Annotated in this window: 15 protein-coding genes; 2 read left to right on the top strand and 13 right to left on the bottom strand. The window is 58.2% G+C overall.

The window, feature by feature from the left end; translation table 11 throughout:
- Positions 1–559: 559 nt before the first annotated feature.
- The gene (locus C8273_RS12140) at positions 560–1,294 is read left to right on the top strand and encodes a thiamine diphosphokinase (protein WP_106627962.1); all 735 of its coding nucleotides are present in this window, start codon (positions 560–562) and stop codon (positions 1,292–1,294) included.
- A gap of 12 nt (positions 1,295–1,306) precedes the next feature.
- Positions 1,307–2,089, top strand: a complete 783-nt coding sequence (locus C8273_RS12145; protein ID WP_106627963.1) for a tRNA 2-thiocytidine biosynthesis TtcA family protein — start codon at positions 1,307–1,309, stop codon at positions 2,087–2,089.
- A gap of 331 nt (positions 2,090–2,420) precedes the next feature.
- Here the strand turns inward: C8273_RS12145 and C8273_RS12150 are convergent, their stop codons facing one another.
- The 13 genes from C8273_RS12150 to C8273_RS12215 form a co-directional block, all read right to left on the bottom strand.
- On the bottom strand, positions 2,421–3,035 hold the full coding sequence (locus C8273_RS12150) for a 4Fe-4S binding protein (RefSeq protein WP_106627964.1): 615 nt from the start codon (positions 3,033–3,035) through the stop codon (positions 2,421–2,423).
- The gene (locus tag C8273_RS12155; protein WP_106627965.1) at positions 3,032–3,235 is read right to left on the bottom strand and encodes a 4Fe-4S binding protein; all 204 of its coding nucleotides are present in this window, start codon (positions 3,233–3,235) and stop codon (positions 3,032–3,034) included. The genes C8273_RS12150 and C8273_RS12155 overlap by 4 nt, the downstream gene beginning before the upstream one ends.
- Positions 3,201–3,539 carry an ArsR/SmtB family transcription factor gene (locus tag C8273_RS12160; protein WP_106627966.1) on the bottom strand — a complete coding sequence of 113 codons (339 nt, stop codon included), beginning with the start codon at positions 3,537–3,539 and terminating at the stop codon, positions 3,201–3,203. Before C8273_RS12160 ends, C8273_RS12155 begins: the two co-directional genes overlap by 35 nt.
- A gap of 1 nt (position 3,540) precedes the next feature.
- Complete coding sequence (locus C8273_RS12165) at positions 3,541–5,199, bottom strand: FAD-dependent oxidoreductase (RefSeq protein WP_106627967.1); 1,659 nt, start codon at positions 5,197–5,199, stop codon at positions 3,541–3,543.
- A 289-nt stretch (positions 5,200–5,488) separates the two neighbouring features.
- Positions 5,489–6,721: a methionine gamma-lyase family protein gene (locus C8273_RS12175; protein WP_106627968.1), complete on the bottom strand. Its 1,233-nt coding sequence runs from the start codon at positions 6,719–6,721 to the stop codon at positions 5,489–5,491.
- Between the two features lie 3 nt (positions 6,722–6,724).
- Positions 6,725–7,414: a type 2 periplasmic-binding domain-containing protein gene (locus tag C8273_RS12180; protein WP_106627969.1), complete on the bottom strand. Its 690-nt coding sequence runs from the start codon at positions 7,412–7,414 to the stop codon at positions 6,725–6,727.
- Between the two features lie 12 nt (positions 7,415–7,426).
- Complete coding sequence (gene pyrE / locus C8273_RS12185) at positions 7,427–8,002, bottom strand: orotate phosphoribosyltransferase (protein WP_106627997.1); 576 nt, start codon at positions 8,000–8,002, stop codon at positions 7,427–7,429.
- The gene (gene pyrF, locus C8273_RS12190; RefSeq protein WP_106627970.1) at positions 8,002–8,715 is read right to left on the bottom strand and encodes an orotidine-5'-phosphate decarboxylase; all 714 of its coding nucleotides are present in this window, start codon (positions 8,713–8,715) and stop codon (positions 8,002–8,004) included. The genes pyrE and pyrF overlap by 1 nt, the downstream gene beginning before the upstream one ends.
- A gap of 4 nt (positions 8,716–8,719) precedes the next feature.
- Positions 8,720–9,637, bottom strand: coding sequence for a phenylacetate--CoA ligase family protein (locus C8273_RS12195; RefSeq protein WP_106627971.1), 918 nt, complete (start codon positions 9,635–9,637; stop codon positions 8,720–8,722).
- A complete protein-coding gene (locus C8273_RS12200) occupies positions 9,634–10,422 on the bottom strand; it encodes a CheR family methyltransferase (RefSeq protein WP_106627972.1) in 789 nt (262 codons plus the stop codon). Before C8273_RS12200 ends, C8273_RS12195 begins: the two co-directional genes overlap by 4 nt.
- A gap of 38 nt (positions 10,423–10,460) precedes the next feature.
- Positions 10,461–10,907: an Hsp20 family protein gene (locus C8273_RS12205; RefSeq protein WP_106627973.1), complete on the bottom strand. Its 447-nt coding sequence runs from the start codon at positions 10,905–10,907 to the stop codon at positions 10,461–10,463.
- 170 nt (positions 10,908–11,077) lie between these two features.
- Complete coding sequence (locus C8273_RS12210; RefSeq protein WP_106627974.1) at positions 11,078–12,718, bottom strand: ShlB/FhaC/HecB family hemolysin secretion/activation protein; 1,641 nt, start codon at positions 12,716–12,718, stop codon at positions 11,078–11,080.
- A gap of 51 nt (positions 12,719–12,769) precedes the next feature.
- A complete protein-coding gene (locus C8273_RS12215) occupies positions 12,770–18,214 on the bottom strand; it encodes a YDG domain-containing protein (RefSeq protein ID WP_159060773.1) in 5,445 nt (1,814 codons plus the stop codon).
- Between the last annotated feature and the right edge of the window lie 127 nt (positions 18,215–18,341).

Below are 18,341 nucleotides of genomic sequence, written 5' to 3' on the forward strand. Positions count from 1 at the left end.
CATGTGTTAAGCACGCCGCCAGCGTTCGTCCTGAGCCAGGATCAAACTCTCCGCGAAAGACCGTAGTCTATGTGAGAGCCGAGTTGGCTCAAAAGTTCATTCTTGTAAAAGAATTGTGTTCGTTGACCGAAGGTGTTTCCACCTTCACAACGATGTTGCATCTGGCTTGTTAGATGTAGGAATCGCTGATAAAATGAAGTCCGTCAGATTGGTGCAGAATTTTTGTCCTGCCAAGGAAACAAACCGGACGCATAGCCGTTGTGCTATGTGGAGGATTTGTTGACACAGGCAGGGCGAAAAGGATGCTCCAAGATGGCGGTGCTGAATTTATCAGTGCTTCCTTAGTTCTAACATGTTTTGCATTGTGTAGTTTTCAGGGTACATCCTGCGCCGCTCTTGGTTTCGGGGGCTTTCGCCGTTCCCGCCGCCCTCATCGGCGCGACTGTCATAATATAACACAGGGGCCTTCTCCTCGTCAACCCCCTTTTTCAACTTTTTTCTGTTCGTAAGAAAATATCTGTGCTATAATCGTTGCATCATATAATGAAGGGGATATTCCATGCACTCTTCCACACACAATCTGATTCTCCCTACGCTGCGAGCGGCACTGCCCTATGCGCAACGCGCAGAGCTTATCTGTATTGGTGGCGGACGTCCGCCTACACCGGAATGGCTGTCCTTGTTGGTGCAATACAAAAAAAACTACACGAACCGCCCTGTCTGGGCGATTGATCGCGGCGTGAACATCTGCCACGCTCTCGCACTATCGCCCTCACATCTGATTGGCGATGGCGACAGTGCAGACGGCAGTGCATGGGAGTGGGCAAAGAGGCAGGGTGCAGAGATTCATGCCTTCCCGCCCGAGAAGGACTTCACGGATACGGAGCTTGCCCTCCACATCGCCGCTCAAAACGATCCGTGCTCGCTTGTCATACTCACGGCGGCATTCGGCGGGCGGCTCGACCACCTCATGAGTACTGCCGCCGTCGCCGCGCACGCCACCATCCCCTGCGTACTTGCGGACGAGCGCGAAACACTTTTCTACCTCCATGCAGGCGAATCGCTCACCATAACCTGCGACATGCCCCCGCGTGCCATCTCGCTCCTCCCCTTTACGGAGGAATGTACGGGCGTAACAACGCATGGTCTGTATTGGGAATTGCGGGATGCGTGCATCACAAATCGTGCATCACTTGCAATCAGCAACGTGCTCGCACGCGAAAACACAAAAAACACGTTTACCGTCTCCATCAAGAGCGGCGTTCTCGGTGTCTATCTCTGCCATAAAGAATAAAGGAAGTTTTCATTGAATATCAACATCCCACAGACCTATTTCAGCAAACTCATGCGCGCCGTCGTAGAGTTCGAGCTAATCGAGCAGGGCGACCGCATCTTGATCGGTGTATCGGGCGGCAAGGACAGCATCTTTCTCACCTACGCACTCGCCATCTTGCGCGAGCGTCTGAAAAGAAATTTTACCATCGCGGCATTCACCGTCAATCCGCAGTTTGACGATCCGTTTGATACCGATGCGATTGCGGCATTCTGCAAGCAGCTCGATGTCCCCTACGAGGTGGTCGATGTCGATATCGCTGGTGCGATTGCGGAGCAGGACGACAAAAGTCCGTGCTTTACCTGCGCGTTCTTTCGGCGCGGCGCAGTCAACCGCTACGCCGCAGCGCACCAAATGAATAAGGTCGCCTACGCGCATCACCATGATGATGCCGTGGAGACCTTTCTCATGAGCCTATTCTACTCGGGGCAGCTGAACACCTTCCGCCCCAAAACCTATCTCGACAAGACAGGTCTCACCGTCATCCGCCCCCTCGTCTACTTTCGCGAGCAGGAAATCATCGACGCGATCCAATACCACGGCTTCACACCGATCCCCTCCCCCTGCCCCCACAACGGCAACACCACGCGCCAGACCGTCAAGGAACTGATCGAAACGCTCGGCAGGGATAATCCGAACCTCTACAACCACCTCGCTGCAGGGATGCGCGAGGGCGCACTCGGCGAGCTTTGGCCGGCGAGCAAGACGCGCAAGGAGATGGAGCGCACCCACCGCGCCTTTATGGCGAAGAGATAGCACTCAGCCAAAGTGCTCCTCCACCAGCTCCGCGAACCGTCCCTCCTTTGCCGCCTACCGTTCCTCCTCCGTCTGCCCTTTTTCATAGAGCAGGGGCAAGAGATGCGCCAAGCGATTTTTGCCTTCCACTCATCCTTCGACAATTCCTTTCTCTCGTCCTTCCGCAAGCCCCTTCTCGCGTCCTTCTTCCAGTGCGTATTTCACATTCGTATTAGGCAGCACTTAAGGAAGCACTGATAAATTCAGCCGTGCCATCTTAGCGTATCTTTTTTGCCCGCTCAATGCCTGCAAATCCTCCACATAGCTTTGGCTATGTGTCCGGTTTGCCTCCTCAATCGGACAGAAAATCTACGCCAATCTGACGGACTTCATTTCTTAGAGCTTTTGCACGGCAGATCATCTGCGTCATTGTACCCATGGGACAGATGACGCACCAAGCGCGTGGACGATAGCGCAGCATCATCAGAATACCGATGATTGCCGAGGTCAGCATGAGGCTGTAGAAGCCAAAGGCAAACTGTGCTGCCCACGGCGCACCGCCTCCGCTGTACGCCCACCCCCACGGCACATCAAAGAGCCAGAACAGTGTCACCGCCTCCCGCAGAGGAGCGCCTGCCGCCGCATGATAGCTCACAACCATCACATTGGCAAACATGGTCAGAAAAAACGCCAGAAAACCGTAGCGGAACCTGCGGGTGCGCAGCCACGCAGGCAGTTCCTTCCGCGCGGAAAGACGCAAACGGCTGCCGAGCAGCTGAAAGAGCTGCCCGCGATCACAGTAGTGATTGCAGTAAGCCTTGTTCCCCGCCAGCAGAGCAAAGCCGAGCGGCGTAAGAAAACAGATCATGCCGAGCCATGCAAACAGAATATTGACAAAGCCCAGAGAGAAATACACGATGGAGAAGATCCAAAAGTATTGATACCATCGCATCCGCCGCTCCCTCATGTGTGCACCTCCATCCGTATGACCTCCGCCGGACACTCGCGGCTGCACATACCGCAGCCGACGCAGTGCGCGGGATCGACCGCCGCATAGAGTCCGCGCAGAATGGTGATCGCACCGCGTGGGCACACATTCTGACACGTTCCGCAGGCAACACAGCTGCCGCGCTCAACAACAGGAATCAGGCGCTTCTTCGTCCCCATGAGATGTTCCCTCCTTGCCTTCCGCACGGAGAAGCGCACGCAGAATCTGTGCAACGCGCTCATCTTTCAGCCGATAGGTGACCTCAAGTCCGCTGCGCTCCCCACGGATCAGACCCGCCTGCCGCAGCTTGCTCAGATGCTGCGATACGGTGGACTGCGGCGCATCCAGACAATCCTGCATATAGGAAACGTTGCAGCTCCCCTCACGCAGAAGCCGTCGCACAATACAGAGGCGCACGGGATGCGCCAATGCACGCAAAAAATCCGCCGCCTCCTCAAGTAGCTCCCGATCCTCAATCACCATTTCACATCTCCTCTTCGTGCTGCATTCTCAAATAATAGTAACCACCGACCATATTCTTTGCTGTGAATCCGTGTGCGCGCAGAATCTGTTCGGCAAGATAGCCGCGCAGCCCCATCTTGCAGCAAACGATGATTGGAGTCTTCGGATCAAATTCATGCAGGCGTTCACGCAGCTGCGGCAGAGGAATCCGCTGCGCCCCCGCAATCTCACCGGTGTGGTATTCCTCCGGCGGACGCACATCAATGAGCATCGCTCCTGCTGCGACTTCCGCTACCAGTTCACGCGGGAGAAGCGGGACACTTCTGCCCTGCAGAATATTTTCCGCCGCATAGCCTGCCATATTGACGGGGTCTTTTGCCGCAGAATACGGCGGCGCGTAGGACAGCTCGAACTCCTGCAGATCTGCCACCGTAAGCGACTGCCCAATCGCGGCGGCAATCACGTCGATACGCTTGTCCACGCCCTCCGCCCCGATTGCCTGTGCCCCCAATATCACGCCGTCCGATGTACGGAATATCAGCTTGAGTGCAATTTCCTGCGCCCCCGGATAATAGGTCACGTGATGGCGCGGAAAAATCACCGTAAAGCGATAGTCCTCACCATATTTCAGCCCCGCTGCCTGCAAAGCACGCTCATTCTGTCCCGTCGCCGCAGCGGTGCGTCCAAACACCTTCAACGCAGCCGTTCCGATCACGCCGCGATACGCACGTCCCACTCCCGCCATGCTGTCCGCCGCCAGACGCGCCTGCCGATTTGCGGGTCCCGCCAAGGGAAGTGCCGCTGCTTCTCCCGTCTGCGCGGAACGTGTTAGCACGGCATCCCCCACAGCATACACATCAGGCACATTTGTCCTCATGTATTCATCAACGAGGATATGACCACGCGCACCGAGAGCAATACCGCTCCCCTCTAGAAAGGACGTATCGGGGCGCACGCCAATCGCAAGTGCGACAAAATCTCCATGCACCTCACGCCCGCTGCCGAGGCGCACGCAGATGCCACCGTCCGACTGCTCCTCAAATCCCGCGACACCGTCCCCGAGTGCCAGTTCCACACCATGTCTGCGCAATTCATCTTCAAGTAGAGAAATCATGTCTGCATCGAATACGGGGAGAATATGCGGCATTGCCTCAACCAAGGTCACAGAAAGCCCCCGCTCGCAGAAATTCTCCGCCAGCTCCACGCCGATAAATCCGCCGCCAACCACGACGACGCTGCGCCCCATTTCCATCATCGCGCGGAAGCGATCCGCATCCTGCACGCTGCGCAGCGTCGCAATACGCGGATGTTCAATGCCGGGAATCGGCGGACGCAGCGGCTTCGCTCCCGGCGAAAGCAACAGTGCATCATAACGCTCCGTGTAGACGCTGTCAGCAGAGCGCACCTCCACCGTATGCTGCACCGTATCCACACGCACAACCTCACTGCATACACGCACATCGACGTTATACATCCCACGAAACTTCGCTGGGGTCTGGAGCAGCAGATCCCCGCGCTCGGCGATGACATCCCCCACATAGTATGGAAGCCCACAGTTTGCAAAGGATATATCCTCTCCACGCTCAAAGAGAACAATCTCCGCATGTTCATCCAAACGGCGCAGGCGTGCTGCAGCCGTTGCTCCACCTGCCACGCCTCCAACAATGATATATTTGCTCATAATATCATCTCCTTTTCTATATATCTATATATTACGATATAGCGTTTTAATTGTCAATAAGAAACGGGGCACGTACACGAAGATTTTTGATCTTCATGCACCTGCCCCGTTTGCCCGCTTTTTTTATAGGAAGCACTGATAAATTCAGCACCGCCATCTTGACGTATCTTTTTTGCCCGCACAACGCCTGCAAATCCTCCACATAGCTTTGGCTATGCGTCCGGTTTGCCTCCTTGTTCGGACGAAAAAATCTACGCCAATCTGACGGACTTCATTTTATCAGCGATTCCTATAGAATCGCCTCTGCCGCCGCCATTACGCCGAGTGCCGCGTGCTCAAAGGTCAGCCCGCCCTGCAGATAGATACAGTACGGCTCACGCATGGGGCCATCCGCGCTCAGCTCAATCGATGCCCCCTGCACGAATGTCCCCGCTGCCATGATGATCTGGTCAGCATAGCCCGGCATATCCCACGGCTCGGGCGCGGCGAACGCATCCACAGGCGACATCGCCTGAATTGCACGCGCGAATGCCTTCATCCGATCGGCACTCCCGAGCACAATCGCCTGGATGATATCACTGCGCGTGTCCGTAAATTGAGGGAACGTGCGGCACCCCAGTCCCTCGAAGATCCCTGCGGCGAACACCGCCCCCTTGAGCGCCTGCGCCACAACGTGCGGTGCAAGGAACAGTCCCTGAAAGAGAAGTCGGTTCGAGATGAGGCTCGCCCCAAGTTCATCCCCCATTCCAGGTGCCGTGAGCCGATACGACGCCATCTCTACGAGATTGCTGCGTCCCGCAATATAGCCGCCCGTCGGGGCAAGTCCGCCTCCTGGGTTCTTGATGAGTGATCCCGCCATGATGTCCACATTCGGCAGCTCCGTCGGTTCGACCGTATCCACGAACTCGCCATAGCAGTTATCGACGAACACGATGCAGTTTGGATTCACCGCCTTGACGCGTGCACTGACCGTGCGGATGTCCTCGATGCTGAGCGGCTCGCGCTCACTGTAGCCGCGTGAACGCTGAATGAGTGCAACCTTCGTCCGCGCCGTCACAATGCGTGCAATCCCATCCAAATCGACGTGTCCATCCGGCATTGGCAGCTCATCATAGAGCACGCCGAACTCCTTGAGGGAGCCGATACTCTCATGCGCCCACCCGATGACTGTCTGCATCGTATCGTATGGCGCTCCCGTAATCGAGACGAGCTGATCGCCCGGGCGCAGGATGCCAAAGAGCACCGTTGCAAGCGCGTGCGTTCCGGAGACGAACTGTGTCCGCACGAGCGCCCGCTCCGCACCAAAGACACGCGCATAGAGTTCGTCCAGCTTCTCACGCCCGAGATCGCTGTACGCATAGCCCGCACTCACACCAAAGTGCGCGTCGGAGACGCGGCACTCCCGCATGGCGTCAAGAACTTTTCTCGTATTGATCTCTGCGACCTCATCCATGCGTGCAAATGCCCTACGTGCACGCTCCATGACCTCCACACGCAGTGCCGCTAACTCGTCCCTCTGCAAATCCTACTTCCTTTCCAAATCCGACTGCTCGCGCGCTGTTCGCAGATAGCGTACGAGATGCAGCTTCAGGCGCTGCTCCAAGTCCTCAAGATCCACCGCATCAAACGAATAGCTCACATACGGCATCCCATTCACATGATACTCACCAAAAAATTCATTGCGATAGCAGTTGTAATAGATCCCAACATCATTTTTCCGCGCAAAGTCCATATAGTCAATGATGAGAAAGGAACCGTTTGTAAGCTGTGCCGGCGCGGACGGACGGATAAAGAGCTCAAACCCTTCCAATTCCTCCGGCAGCTGTGCGCCATACGCCCAGCCCGCAATGCTTTCACGCACAGGAAGGAGTTCCTGCGTTTGAAGTGCGTCTGCATGCAGTTCTGTCATCACACCCGGCAGCGAGCGCTGAAGTTCCTTGCCAAACGTCGCCAAAGCCCCATGAATAAAGGATGGCAGGGCAAAGCTCACAACGCCGATCTCGACGCGCAGCTTGTACGAAGTCGTCGGAGCATCATAAAATCCAATGACGGCACGATGCCCTGCTGCATGATCGTAGCGGAAGAAATCATACTGCGCCTCATCCACCCGTCTTTCTTTCGATAGAATAAACCCGTCGATTTCATCAGGAAGATCATCGAGCACCGACGATTCCGCAAGTGCCGCATCAATTTTCTCTGTAAATTCCTCCGACATCAGACGCACCTCTTACTTGCCCGTGCGACCGCGCTTCGTCATCGGCAGCCCCTTTGCGCAGAGCGGGCAAGTGTCTGGCGCATAGGTCTCCACATCCATCGTGAGGAGTGCCGTGGCGGGCACATCGCCGAAATTCGCCTTGCCGCCGCTGCGGTCGACCAGCATCGAAACCGCGACGGGAACAGCGCCCGCCTCCTTCACGACCTCAATGACCTCCTTGATCGAACCGCCCGTCGTCACAATGTCCTCAACGATGAGCACGCGTTCCCCCTCATGCAGGGAGAAACCACGTCGAAACGTCATCTCGCCGTCCACGCGCTCCGTGAAGATCGCGCGTGTCCCGAGCGCCTTGCCCGTCTCATGTGCAAGCAGGATACCGCCCGTCACGGGACCGACCACCGTCTCAATCTCCGCATCCTTGAACTTCTCCGCCATTGCCTCACAAAGCTGCTGTGTATAGGCAGGGTGTTGAAGCACATTGAACTTTTCCACATAGTGCGGGCTGTGCAGTCCCGATGTCAATAGGAAATGCCCGTCCATAATCGCGCCCGTCTTCACAAGCAGCGCCCGTACTTCCTCCTGCGTCATCATACCGTCTCCATCTCCTTCAAAATAGCCTCTGCTGCCGCACGCGGATCCTCCGCCGCATAGATCGCACGACCGACAACGATCTGCGATGCGCCCGCACGGATCGCCCCCGCCGGTGTCATTACGCGCCGCTGATCGTCATGTGCGACACCCGCAGGACGGATACCGGGCGTCACGATGAGAAAATCATTGCCGCAGACACGGCGAATTTCTGATGTTTCCGCAGGTGAGGCGACCACACCGTCCAGCCCTGCCTCCTGCGCGAGCTTTGCGCGGCGAAGAACTGCATCCGCAATCGTCCCCGTATGACCCAGCCCCGCCCAGTCCTCTGCATCCATGCTCGTGAGCACCGTCACGCCGATCAGCTTCGGACAGGAAATATCCGCCTCAGCTGCTGCACGGTGCAGCGCCTCAGCCGCCGCCTTCATCATCCGCAGACCGCCCGCCGTATGGACGTTCAGGATGTCGGGACGCAGCCGCAGCAGTGAGCACAGACCATTTCCAACCGTATTCGGGATATCATGCAGCTTCAGATCGAGAAATACCTTTTTCTCCCGCTCCTTCAGCCACGTTACGATATTACCACCGAGCGCATAAAAGAGTTCCATGCCCACCTTGTAGCAGCTGACACTGTCGCCAAGGCGTGTGACAAGCTGCTCTACGTCCGCGCGCGTCGGCACATCCAGTGCCGCAATCAACCGTTCATCTGCCATGTTTTCACTCCTCTATGATGCGCAGATGCGCATCCCCGCAGCCACAGTTTTCCCGCGAAAGGCGCACCTGCATGCCTGTCCGATACCGCAGGACAGGCATTGCCTCTGCCGCGAGCGTCGAGAGCACGAGTTCGCCATGCGCCCCATCCTCTCGCGAGGCATTCCCCCCTGCATCAATGACCTCGGCAAAGAACAGCCGCTCCTCAAGATGGATGCCCTCTCCTGCTGCGCAGCTGCATCCAATCAGTGCCCCCATCTGCGCCCGTGCAAATATGTGCGCATGGCGTGCGCCCTGCTGCTCCGCAAACGCGCGTGCAAAGGACTGTGGCATGATATGTGTGCCAACCGTAATCAGTCGATGTATGCGGAAATCTGCAAGACTGTCCAAGATGGCGGGCAGTACATCCTCCCAAACGATGATCGTATCCGGTACTGCTGCACGCAGAAGACGCGTTGCAGCAACACCATCCGCACAGGGCAATACCGTCGCACCAATGCCGTCAAGCGCATATTGCAGATCGAGCGTACGGCTGTCGGTAAAGTCCCCTGCGAGCAGCGCCGTGCTCGCACGATTCAGCCCGCACACAGTGAGCATATCTGCCACAGTCTGCACCTGACGCGCAACATCCCCCTGCGTATAGCAGTGAATTTTTCCATGCTCCTCCGTGTCACGCAGCATACTCATGCGCAGGACACCCGAGAGTGGCAGTGTAAGCATGAAAAAGGGGGCATCCGCCCCCTCTTCCTCTGCACCCTCCCAAAACGGCAGCCGCGCCATATCCGCAAAGGATGTGACAGATGCGGCTTGAATCCCCTCACGTTCAAACGCCGTGCGGTAGAACTCCGTCTTTTCCTCTGCCCATTTAAGCTGCCGCAGGAGGAGCGAAAGCCGCTCCTCCTCGGCGAGTGCAGAGCCCATCATGATTCAAGCGGCCGCTGATAGAAGAACGGCTGAAAGCTTGTATAGCCCATTTTGCGGAAGTTCAGAATCGACTCCGTCGCGCCGACGAAGAGAATACCGCCGGGTTTGAGTGCCTCAAAGAAGTGGCGATAGAGCTGATCCTTCGCCTCATCTGTGAAGTAGATGACAACATTGCGGCAGAGGATCAAGTCAAAGCCCGTCTCGAACTTATCCTGCAGGAGATTGTGGCGCTTGAACTCGATCATACTCTTGATTTCCTGCTTCACGGCAAAACGGTCACCGTCCGCGTCAAAATATTTGCGGCGGCGCTCCGGCGCCATACTCTTGATCTCATCCGCCGTATAGACACCACGCTTCGCCTTCGCGAGAATCTCGATATCGAGATCGGAGGCGAGAATGCGGTGCCGCGTCCCCGGCGTCATCTCCTTCATGATGATCGCGAGCGAATACGGTTCTGCCCCGATGGAGCAGCCTGCGCTCCAAATATTGAGCTTCGAGGAGCGTTTCAAGAGATCAGGAATGACATCCGTCTCAAGCTTGCCGAACTTCTCCGGCGTGCGGAAGAACTCTGACACGTTGATCGTCAGATACTCGATGAACGCAGCAAAGTCGTCCTTGTTCTCACAGACATGATCGAAATATGCAACACAGCCCTTGTAGCCCGCACGCGTGATCAGATTGTTGATCCGCCGTTTCATCTGCGGTTCTTTATAGAGGTCAAGATCGATCTCCGTCTTTGCCTTCAGTTTCTGCTTAAACTGCTCCCAGTCGCGATCTTCCGCCATATATTACCCTCCCGAACACATTTCCTTACAACACCGTCTCACTGAATCGTAAAGACACGACAGGATTTCTTTACCTCAAGTTTGGGCAGCATCACATGAAGAACCCCCGCCTCGTAGGAGACAGATACCTCTGCCTCATCCACATCGTCAATGAGGAAGGATCGCTCGAATACGCCCGCCTTGCGCTCATGGCAGAGGTACTTCGTATCGGACTCCTCCGGCACAATGCGCTCCGCCTTGATCCTCAGGCGCCCGTCCTCCGTATAGGAAACCTCAATGGCATCCTTCGTTAATCCGGGAAGCTCCGCAAACAACTCGTATGCGTTCTCGCAGTCGATAACATCGACACGAAACGGGAAGAGCATCCCGCCTACCTTGTCGAGCGGGTTAAACGAATGCTCCATCACGGAGTCAAGTGCCTTTCCAAGCATTTCCTGACCCTTTTCGGCATTTTCTCGCAGATTAAACGGCAATGGACGAAACATAGTGACCACCTCCAACATAATAACCCTGTCTATGTTATCATTATAGCAATAAAGGGCATTCTTTTCAATATGCGCACAGAAAAGGGCAGCGGTACGAAGTGCAAAACCTCGTGCCGCTGCCCCTGTTACATATTCTGTTCCGGAAATAGAATCCTATTTACCAAACCTTTTTACCAAACCTTTCCGAGCATAAACCACAGGCGGTTCTTTGCCTTGGCGGCTTCGCTTGCGCCCTCGGGCAGTCCGACGCGGCGCGCCCAGTCGAGGCGCATGAAGTAGTCGCCGGGGCGGCTGTAGGATACGCCGATGCCCCAGCCCTTCAGCGTTTCGCTGCCGTCCTTTCCGTCATTGGCGTATTGGACGTGCCCCAGGTCGAAGTATGTGCTGAGGACGAGGTTCGGCACGTCCGTCCGATAGGACAGCTCAATGCTGCCCAAGCAGCCGTTGTCGCCGGAGGCCTCGCCCTGCGGGTAGGCACGCACGCCGCTGGCGCCGCCGAGGTAGATCTCCTCGGAGCTGTCGAGGTTCGTTCCGGCTTTCTGCGCCTGCGCCTTGAGGCCGATGTTCCAGCGGTCGCTGATCTTGTGGCGCAGGTTGAGGTTGAGGACACCTTTCGCAAATTTTCCATCCGTACCCGCACGCGCCATCTGCCGACGCGCCCAATCGGAGTCCGCGCCGAGATGCCCGTAGTAGCCCGTGAGGTCATAGCTCCATGACGTGTGATGTTGACGCTCTTCACCCTTGATGCCGAGATGGAAGGTGCTGCTGTGCTTTTCAAGCGTCATGCCGACCTTCTTGTATTCGTCCTTGAGCCTGCGTCCGTCCCAGCCATAGGTGACGGCAAGTGAGCTTCCTGCCGTGTGCCGGAGCGGCGTCGTGCCGAAGAAACTCAGTGTATCGGCTGTGCCTTCGGCGCCGAGCGAGCGGAAAGCTCCCGAAAGCTCGTAGTCCATGCGGCTGACGCCGAGCCCCAGGACGGTGCCGTCGGCACCGACGGGGTGGCTGTAGCTGACGCTGTAGTTGTGCAGGTCTTTGTTGGAGCGTGTGACGCCGAGGCTCAGGCGGTCGCCGCTCTTTGTGAGGTTTTCAAAGCTTCCCTGCAGACCGTAGCGGTAGCGGCCGGAGGTTTCGCTGCCGTAGTTTTCGCTGTAGAGGACATAGCTCTGCCGCTTGCCGTCCTTGACACGGATCGTGAGATCGCTCGTACCAAAGGCTGTGCCCGGCGAGAGCAGCCCTGCCGCTTCGATGCCGCCGAGAGCAGCGATATTGTAGAGGGCGGTTTCGAGCGATTTCCCTTCGATGGCTGCGCCTTCTCTCAGGGCATGCGTCATGCGTTTGAGCTGTCCATCGCTGACGGCGGCACTGTTTTCGATGTGGATCTTGCCGTAGCGTCCGGCGAGAATGCGGATTGTCAGCGTGCCGTCGCTGTGCGTCTGTGGCGGCAGGTAGGCGGCTGCCGCCGGATAGCCGTGACGGCGTGCATCGTTGGTGAGTTCTGCGAGAAGCGCGTTGACATCGGCTTCGGAGAGCGTGCGGCGAAGGTACGGCGCCGTCCTCTCGTCGAGGGCAGCAGCGGAGAGCTGCGTGCCGTCCTGCTCGATGTCGATGCGCGCGAGGTGAAAGGCTGCCGCCGCACTGCCGCCGCCTGTGGTCGGCAGGTGGCTTTCAAGCGCGTTTTCCTGCGGTTTTTCGGGCAGATGCGCATCGGACTGCGGCAAATTCGTCGCAGCGAAGGCGCTGCTCGGCAGGAGAAGCGCCGCCGCAAGGGGCAGCGTAAGTACGATTTGCGGGCGTTTTGCTTTGATCTTCAACGGAAGGACTCCTTTTTGCAGAGATTCAAGAAACGAAGCACTGTGTGCGCATCAAAGATGCAACCCCTGAATTTCGAGGTCGCGTTCCGCATCGAAGCGGTAGAATCCGAGCGTCAGGGCGCGGATGAGACGCGGTGTACCATAGAGGTAGACAGTGTTGCCAAATCCTAAGTCAAATCGCGGTGCGGAGTCCTGCACGAGTGCGGCGAGGATGCCGCTCGGCAGAGCCGCGTGGACGGTGAACGCAGTCGCGTTGCCCGCTGCCTGCATGATACGGTAGTTGCCGAGGACACCGCCTGTGACGCTGCCGATGCGCCCTGTAATGTCGTAGCTGCCCGGCGTGTCGGTATTCGCCGCCGCCGTACCAAAGGCGATGCCATCCGCACCGAATACAGATGCGTCCTCACCATCGGCAAAACCGTCTGCACGTCCCGTAAAGGAGGGCAGCGCCTCGCCCTGCGTGACACTCGCCGCGTCGGCGGTCAGCGTGAGGTCGCGGTGCGTGATACTGCCCGCGCCCTGCGCGGTGGTATCGGCGATGCTGTAGTTTCCTGCATCCGCACCACGGAGGGCGACGCCCGTGTAGTCGATGCGATTTGCCCGAGCGACGTTCTTGTCATTGTATGTCGCACCTGTGGCAGTCGCTGTGACATTATCCCCCGCGATGGTATTGCCGAGCGTCACATGGAACTTCGATGCGTCTGCGGCTCTCGTACCGTCGTAGGTCTTCGTCTGCGCCGCGACGGTATCAACGGTCAGCGTGCGCCGTGCAATCGTACCGATGCCCGTGAGCGCATTCGTGTCGAGCGTGTAGTTGCCCGCGCCCGTTCCCATGAGCGTGAGGTTCTTGAAGGTTACTTCCTTGTCTGTCCCCGCATCTTTGCCCGCCGTATACGCGCCTGTGGCAGATGCCAGTGCGAGATGGTCACCCTCCGTGCCGATGAAGCCCGTGAGGGTATAGTTCGTCCCCTTCGTGAGGGACTGCGTCACGTTTGCATTGCCGTCATAGGTCTTGTCAAAGCGTGCGCCGCCCGTGAGTGCGAGATTCAGCTGCTTCGGCGTGATGCTGCCCTGCCCCTCGGTGGTATTGGCGATGGTATAGTTCCCCGCGCCTGTGCCTTGGAGCGCAACGCCCGTATAGCTCACTTTATTTGCCCCGGCGACGTTCATGTCGTTGTACGCCGCGCCCGCAGCAGTCGCCGTTACGCTGCCTTCCTCGCCCGCGACGAAATTACCGAGCGTCGCGTGGAACTTCGACGTGTCTGCGGAGGTATTGCCGTCGTAGGTCTTACTCTGCGCCGCGACGGTATCAACGGTCAGCGCACGCTGCGTGATGCTGCCCGACCCCTGTGCCGTGGTGGCGGCGAGCGTGTAGTTCCCCGCATCCGCTCCCGCGAGGGCGACGCCCGTGTAGTCAATGCGATTCGCTGCAGCAACGTTCTTATCGTTATACGTCGCACCTGCGGCGGCGGCTGTGACATTATCCCCCGCGACGGCATTATTCAGTGCCGCGCGGAACTTCGATGCGTCTGCCGCAGTCGTGCCGTCGTAGGTCTTCGTCTGCGCCGCGACTGTGCCGAGTGTCAGCGCACGCTGCGTGATTGTACCTGCGCCCTCTGCGGTCGTGGCGATGGCATAGTTCGCCGCGCCTGTGCCTTGGAGCGCAACGCCCGTATAGCCCACGGCATTTGCCCTGGCAACATTCTTGTCGTTGTACGCCGCGCCCGCAGCAGTCGCCGCTACAAGGTTTTCCTCGCCCGCGACAACGTTTCCGAGTGTTGCGCGGAACGCTGCTGCGTCTGCGGCGGTCGTGCCGTCGTAGGTCTTTGTCTGCGCCGTGACCGCGCCAACGGTCAGCGTGCGCTTTGCAATCGTACCTGTACCCTGCGCCGTCGTCGCGGCGAGGCTGTAGTTGCCCGCATCCGCACCCGCGAGGGCGACGCCCGTGTAGTCAATGCGGTTCGCCGCAGCGACGTTCTTATCGTTGTACGACGCGCCCGTGGCGGCGGCGGTGACATTATCCCCCGCGATGGTATTGTTCAGTGCCGCACGGAACTTCGATGCGTCTGCGGCGGTTGTGCCGTCGTAGGTCTTGCTCTGCTGCGCAACTGTGCCAAGGGTCAGCGCACGCTTTGTGATCGTGCCTGCGCCCTGCGCCGTATCGGCGACAGCATAGTTCGCCGCACCTGTGCCTGTCAGGGCGATGCCTGTATAGTCAATGCGATTTGCCCCCACGACGTTCTTATCGTTGTACGACGCGCCCGCAGCAGTCGCCGATACGAGGTTTTCCTCGCCCGCGACGACGTTATTCAGCGTCGCACGGAACTGCGATGCGTCTGCGGCGGTTGTACCGTCGTAGGTCTTTGTCTGCGCCGTGACCGCGCCAACGGTCAGCGTGCGCTTTGCAATCGTACCTGCACCCTGCGCTGTCGTCGCGGCGAGCGTGTAGTTCCCCGCGCCCGCGCCGGTGAGCTGAACACCCGTATAGCCCACCGTATTTGCCGCCCTGACGTCCTTGCTGTTGTAGGTCGCGCCCGCAGCGGTCGCCGTCACGCTGTCCTCCTCGCCCGCGACGACATTGCCGAGCGTCGCTTGGAATTTCGATGTGTCTGCGGCGGTCGTGCCGTCGTAGGTCTTGCTCTGCGCCGCGACGGTGCCAACGGTCAGCGCACGCTTCGTGATTGTGCCCGCGCCCTGTGCCGTGGTCGCAGCGAGCGTGTAGTTCCCCGCCTCCGCACCTGCGAGGGCGACACCTGTGTAGTCAATGGTGCTTGCCGCCGCGACATCCTTGCTGTTGTACGCCGCACCCGTGGCAGTTGCCTTCACGCTGTTCTCCTCGCCCGCAACGACATTGTTCAGTACCGCGCCGAACTTCGACGTGTCTGCGTCGGTTGTACCGTCGTAGGTCTTACTCTGCGCCGTAACTGCGCCAAGCGTCAGCGCACGCCGCGCAATCGTGCCTGTGCCCCTGAGCGCAGTCTTGTCCAGCGTGTAGTTGCCCGCGCCCGTGCCCATGAGCGTCAGCCCGTTAAACGTGACGGTTTTGTCTGCGGCGGCATTCTTGTCGCTGTATGTGCCTGTGGAGGGAGCGAGTTCGATGCCCGTGCCCTCCGTGCCGACAAAGCCATCGAGGGTATAGTGCGTCCCCTTCGCGAGCGACTGCGTCACGTTTGCATTGCCGTCATAGGTCTTGTCAAAGCGTGCGCTGCTCGTGAGTGTGAGATCCAGCTCTTTCGGATAGATTGTCCCCACACCCCGTGCCTCCTTGACGGTATAGTTGCCCGCGCCCGTGCCCGTGAGCGCGAGATTTTGGAACGTCACTTCCTTATCCTTGCCTGCGTTCTTGTCCGCATACTTGCCCGTGACGCCACCCGCCAGTTCGATATTATCTTCGTCCTCGCTGCCGACAAAGCCCGTGAGACGATAGTGCCGCCACTTCGTGAGCCACTGCGTGACGGTATCGCTCCCGTCGTAGGTCTTGTCAAAGCGCGTGCCGCTCTTAAAGTCGAGCGTCAGCTCCTTCGGCTTGACCGTGTATGCGCCGCCGATGATGTCATACTGCTCGCTGTAGGCATGATATGTGCCGACGTTTTTCTCTGCATCGAGGGAAATATGGTCGCCGCCCGCAATCGTCGGAGCCGTGCCGTCGTAGACCTGCTCGCGGTTTGCAAGATGCTTCGTCCGGAGGAATGCCTTGAGGAGCGGCATGGTCTTGCCGTCGTAGATGCGCCACGGCGTCCTCTTGCCGCCCTCGGTGGCAACGTCACTGCCCCATCCCGCGTATGTCGCCGCCTTCTTCATATCGTCCGGACTGCGCTCTTTGACATCGGTCACTGTAGGATTTCCCATCTCTTTGCCGACGCCCTTCCGGATCAGAGCGCCGTTCCCATCCGTTACACTGCCCTCCTTCCATACGGCATGGCTGAGCGTGTCACCGTTCAAAAGTCCCACAACGCCGCCGACTTGCGAATCCGTCTGTCCCGCTCTTTGCTCCACGGTTCCCGTCTGCAGGGCGTTCTGAACGCTGCTTCCCCCCTCTACCGATCCCGCAATGCCGCCGAGTATCTCATTTCCTATGACCTTGCCCGCATTCCGGACGTTCTGAACGGTGACGCCGGAATGCGCATATCCCACAATGCCGCCGACAGCCTTGTGCCCTTCGACCGTGCCCTCATGGTAGGCGTTCTCAATCCTACTTCCTCCTTGTTCTAGCGTTCCCACAATGCCGCCGACCACAGTACCGCTTCCATAGACCCTACCGCTGAAGGAGACGTTCCGTATGATAGAGCGATAGTTTGCAGCTCCCACAATGCCGCCGACGCTTGCCGCTCCTGACACGGAGGCATCCTTCAGGGAGACATTCTCGATGACTGCACCATGATTGATGTATGCGAACATCCCGCGAGAATACTCCCCAGGAGTATCGCTCGGTGCCGGTGGCTTAATGGTAAGCCCCGTGATCGTGTGCCCTACACCGTCAAATCGTCCCGTAAAGGCCCCCATGCTATTATCAGAACTGCCAATCGGCTGAAAGCCCCGATCCCAGTCCTTTGTCTCACTTGCATTGATGTCATTCGCGAGCATATATCTGCCGATAATCTTCTTATCCGACCCGGTAACCGCTGCATTCACCCGATTCGCGTCCATGTGCTGCAGCTCGTAGACATCATGCACGCGCATATAGTCATAGTCCGTATGCGCCGTGCCGCTGAGGTTCTGGACGACCCAGTGGCGCGATGTTGCAGATGCGGCATGATGCGCGGCATTCGTGCTTGCATAGTCGGAGACCTGCTGCGAGCCTGATGTAAAGTTCCTCGCTACTTTATTGCCGACATCGTAGCCGATATGCGGCGTTTCTTCGCTGCGGATGGTGACGTTCGCCCCCGTGAGTGCCGTGCCGTTTGTGTCCGTGACCGCATCCGTGTTGAGGACTTTGACGTTCTTGCCCTCGATGTAGAGTTTGCTCGCCTTTACCGTGCCGAGGTTCAGCACGTCGCCCGTCTGCGAGGTCGCGGAGAGCGGGCTTGTGCCGTTTGTCTTGAATGTGCTCGTCGCTGTGGCAATATCATCGGGCTTCGCCGTCGAGAGGTAGAGTGCGCCCGTATTGACCTGCGAGCCCTCGGCGAAGAGAATGCCGTGCGGATTGACGAGGTAGACGTTCCTGCCGCCCTCGATCGTGCCGTAGATATTCGACGCGCCCTCGCCCGTGACGAGGTTCAGATAGTCGCGCGTCTGGCTGCCGCCGTCAAAGCGTACCTTCTCGCCCGAGTCGATGGAGAAGTCCTCCCATCGGAGCACGTTGTGCTCGGTCTTGCCCGTGATGTCCATAGTTGTGCCGCTCGTGGAGATATTCGCCTCCCCCGCATTCGTTGCGGCGTTCGCGCCCTCAATGGGCAGCGCGTACGCGGTCTGCGCGGCAAAGGGCGCGGCGACGATGCCTGCAAAGAGCGCACAGAGGAGTTTGCGGCGCAGCTGCTTCTTCGATGATGTTTTCATTTTGCTTCGACCTTTCTTACGGAAGCACTGATAAATTCAGCACCATCATCTTGACGCATCTTTTTTGCCCGCACTGTGTCGGCAAATCCTCCACATAGCTTTGGCTATGCGTCCGGTTTGCCTCCTT

This window comes from Candidatus Centipeda massiliensis (assembly GCF_900290285.1).
Classification (GTDB): Bacteria; Bacillota; Negativicutes; order Selenomonadales; family Selenomonadaceae; genus Centipeda; species Centipeda massiliensis.

Excerpts from the sequence above, each read along its gene's own strand:
- C8273_RS12195 (WP_106627971.1), bottom strand. The coding sequence starts at position 9,637 with ATGATGGGCTCTGCACTCGCCGAGGAGGAGCGGCTTTCGCTCCTCCTG.
- C8273_RS12205 (WP_106627973.1), bottom strand. The coding sequence starts at position 10,907 with ATGTTTCGTCCATTGCCGTTTAATCTGCGAGAAAATGCCGAAAAGGGT.
- C8273_RS12155 (WP_106627965.1), bottom strand. The coding sequence starts at position 3,235 with ATGGGGACGAAGAAGCGCCTGATTCCTGTTGTTGAGCGCGGCAGCTGT.
- C8273_RS12150 (WP_106627964.1), bottom strand. The coding sequence starts at position 3,035 with ATGAGGGAGCGGCGGATGCGATGGTATCAATACTTTTGGATCTTCTCC.
- C8273_RS12165 (WP_106627967.1), bottom strand. The coding sequence starts at position 5,199 with ATGAGCAAATATATCATTGTTGGAGGCGTGGCAGGTGGAGCAACGGCT.
- C8273_RS12180 (WP_106627969.1), bottom strand. The coding sequence starts at position 7,414 with ATGTCGGAGGAATTTACAGAGAAAATTGATGCGGCACTTGCGGAATCG.
- C8273_RS12200 (WP_106627972.1), bottom strand. The coding sequence starts at position 10,422 with ATGGCGGAAGATCGCGACTGGGAGCAGTTTAAGCAGAAACTGAAGGCA.
- C8273_RS12140 (WP_106627962.1), top strand. The coding sequence starts at position 560 with ATGCACTCTTCCACACACAATCTGATTCTCCCTACGCTGCGAGCGGCA.
- pyrE (WP_106627997.1), bottom strand. The coding sequence starts at position 8,002 with ATGACGCAGGAGGAAGTACGGGCGCTGCTTGTGAAGACGGGCGCGATT.
- C8273_RS12160 (WP_106627966.1), bottom strand. The coding sequence starts at position 3,539 with ATGGTGATTGAGGATCGGGAGCTACTTGAGGAGGCGGCGGATTTTTTG.
- pyrF (WP_106627970.1), bottom strand. The coding sequence starts at position 8,715 with ATGGCAGATGAACGGTTGATTGCGGCACTGGATGTGCCGACGCGCGCG.
- C8273_RS12215 (WP_159060773.1), bottom strand. The coding sequence starts at position 18,214 with ATGAAAACATCATCGAAGAAGCAGCTGCGCCGCAAACTCCTCTGTGCG.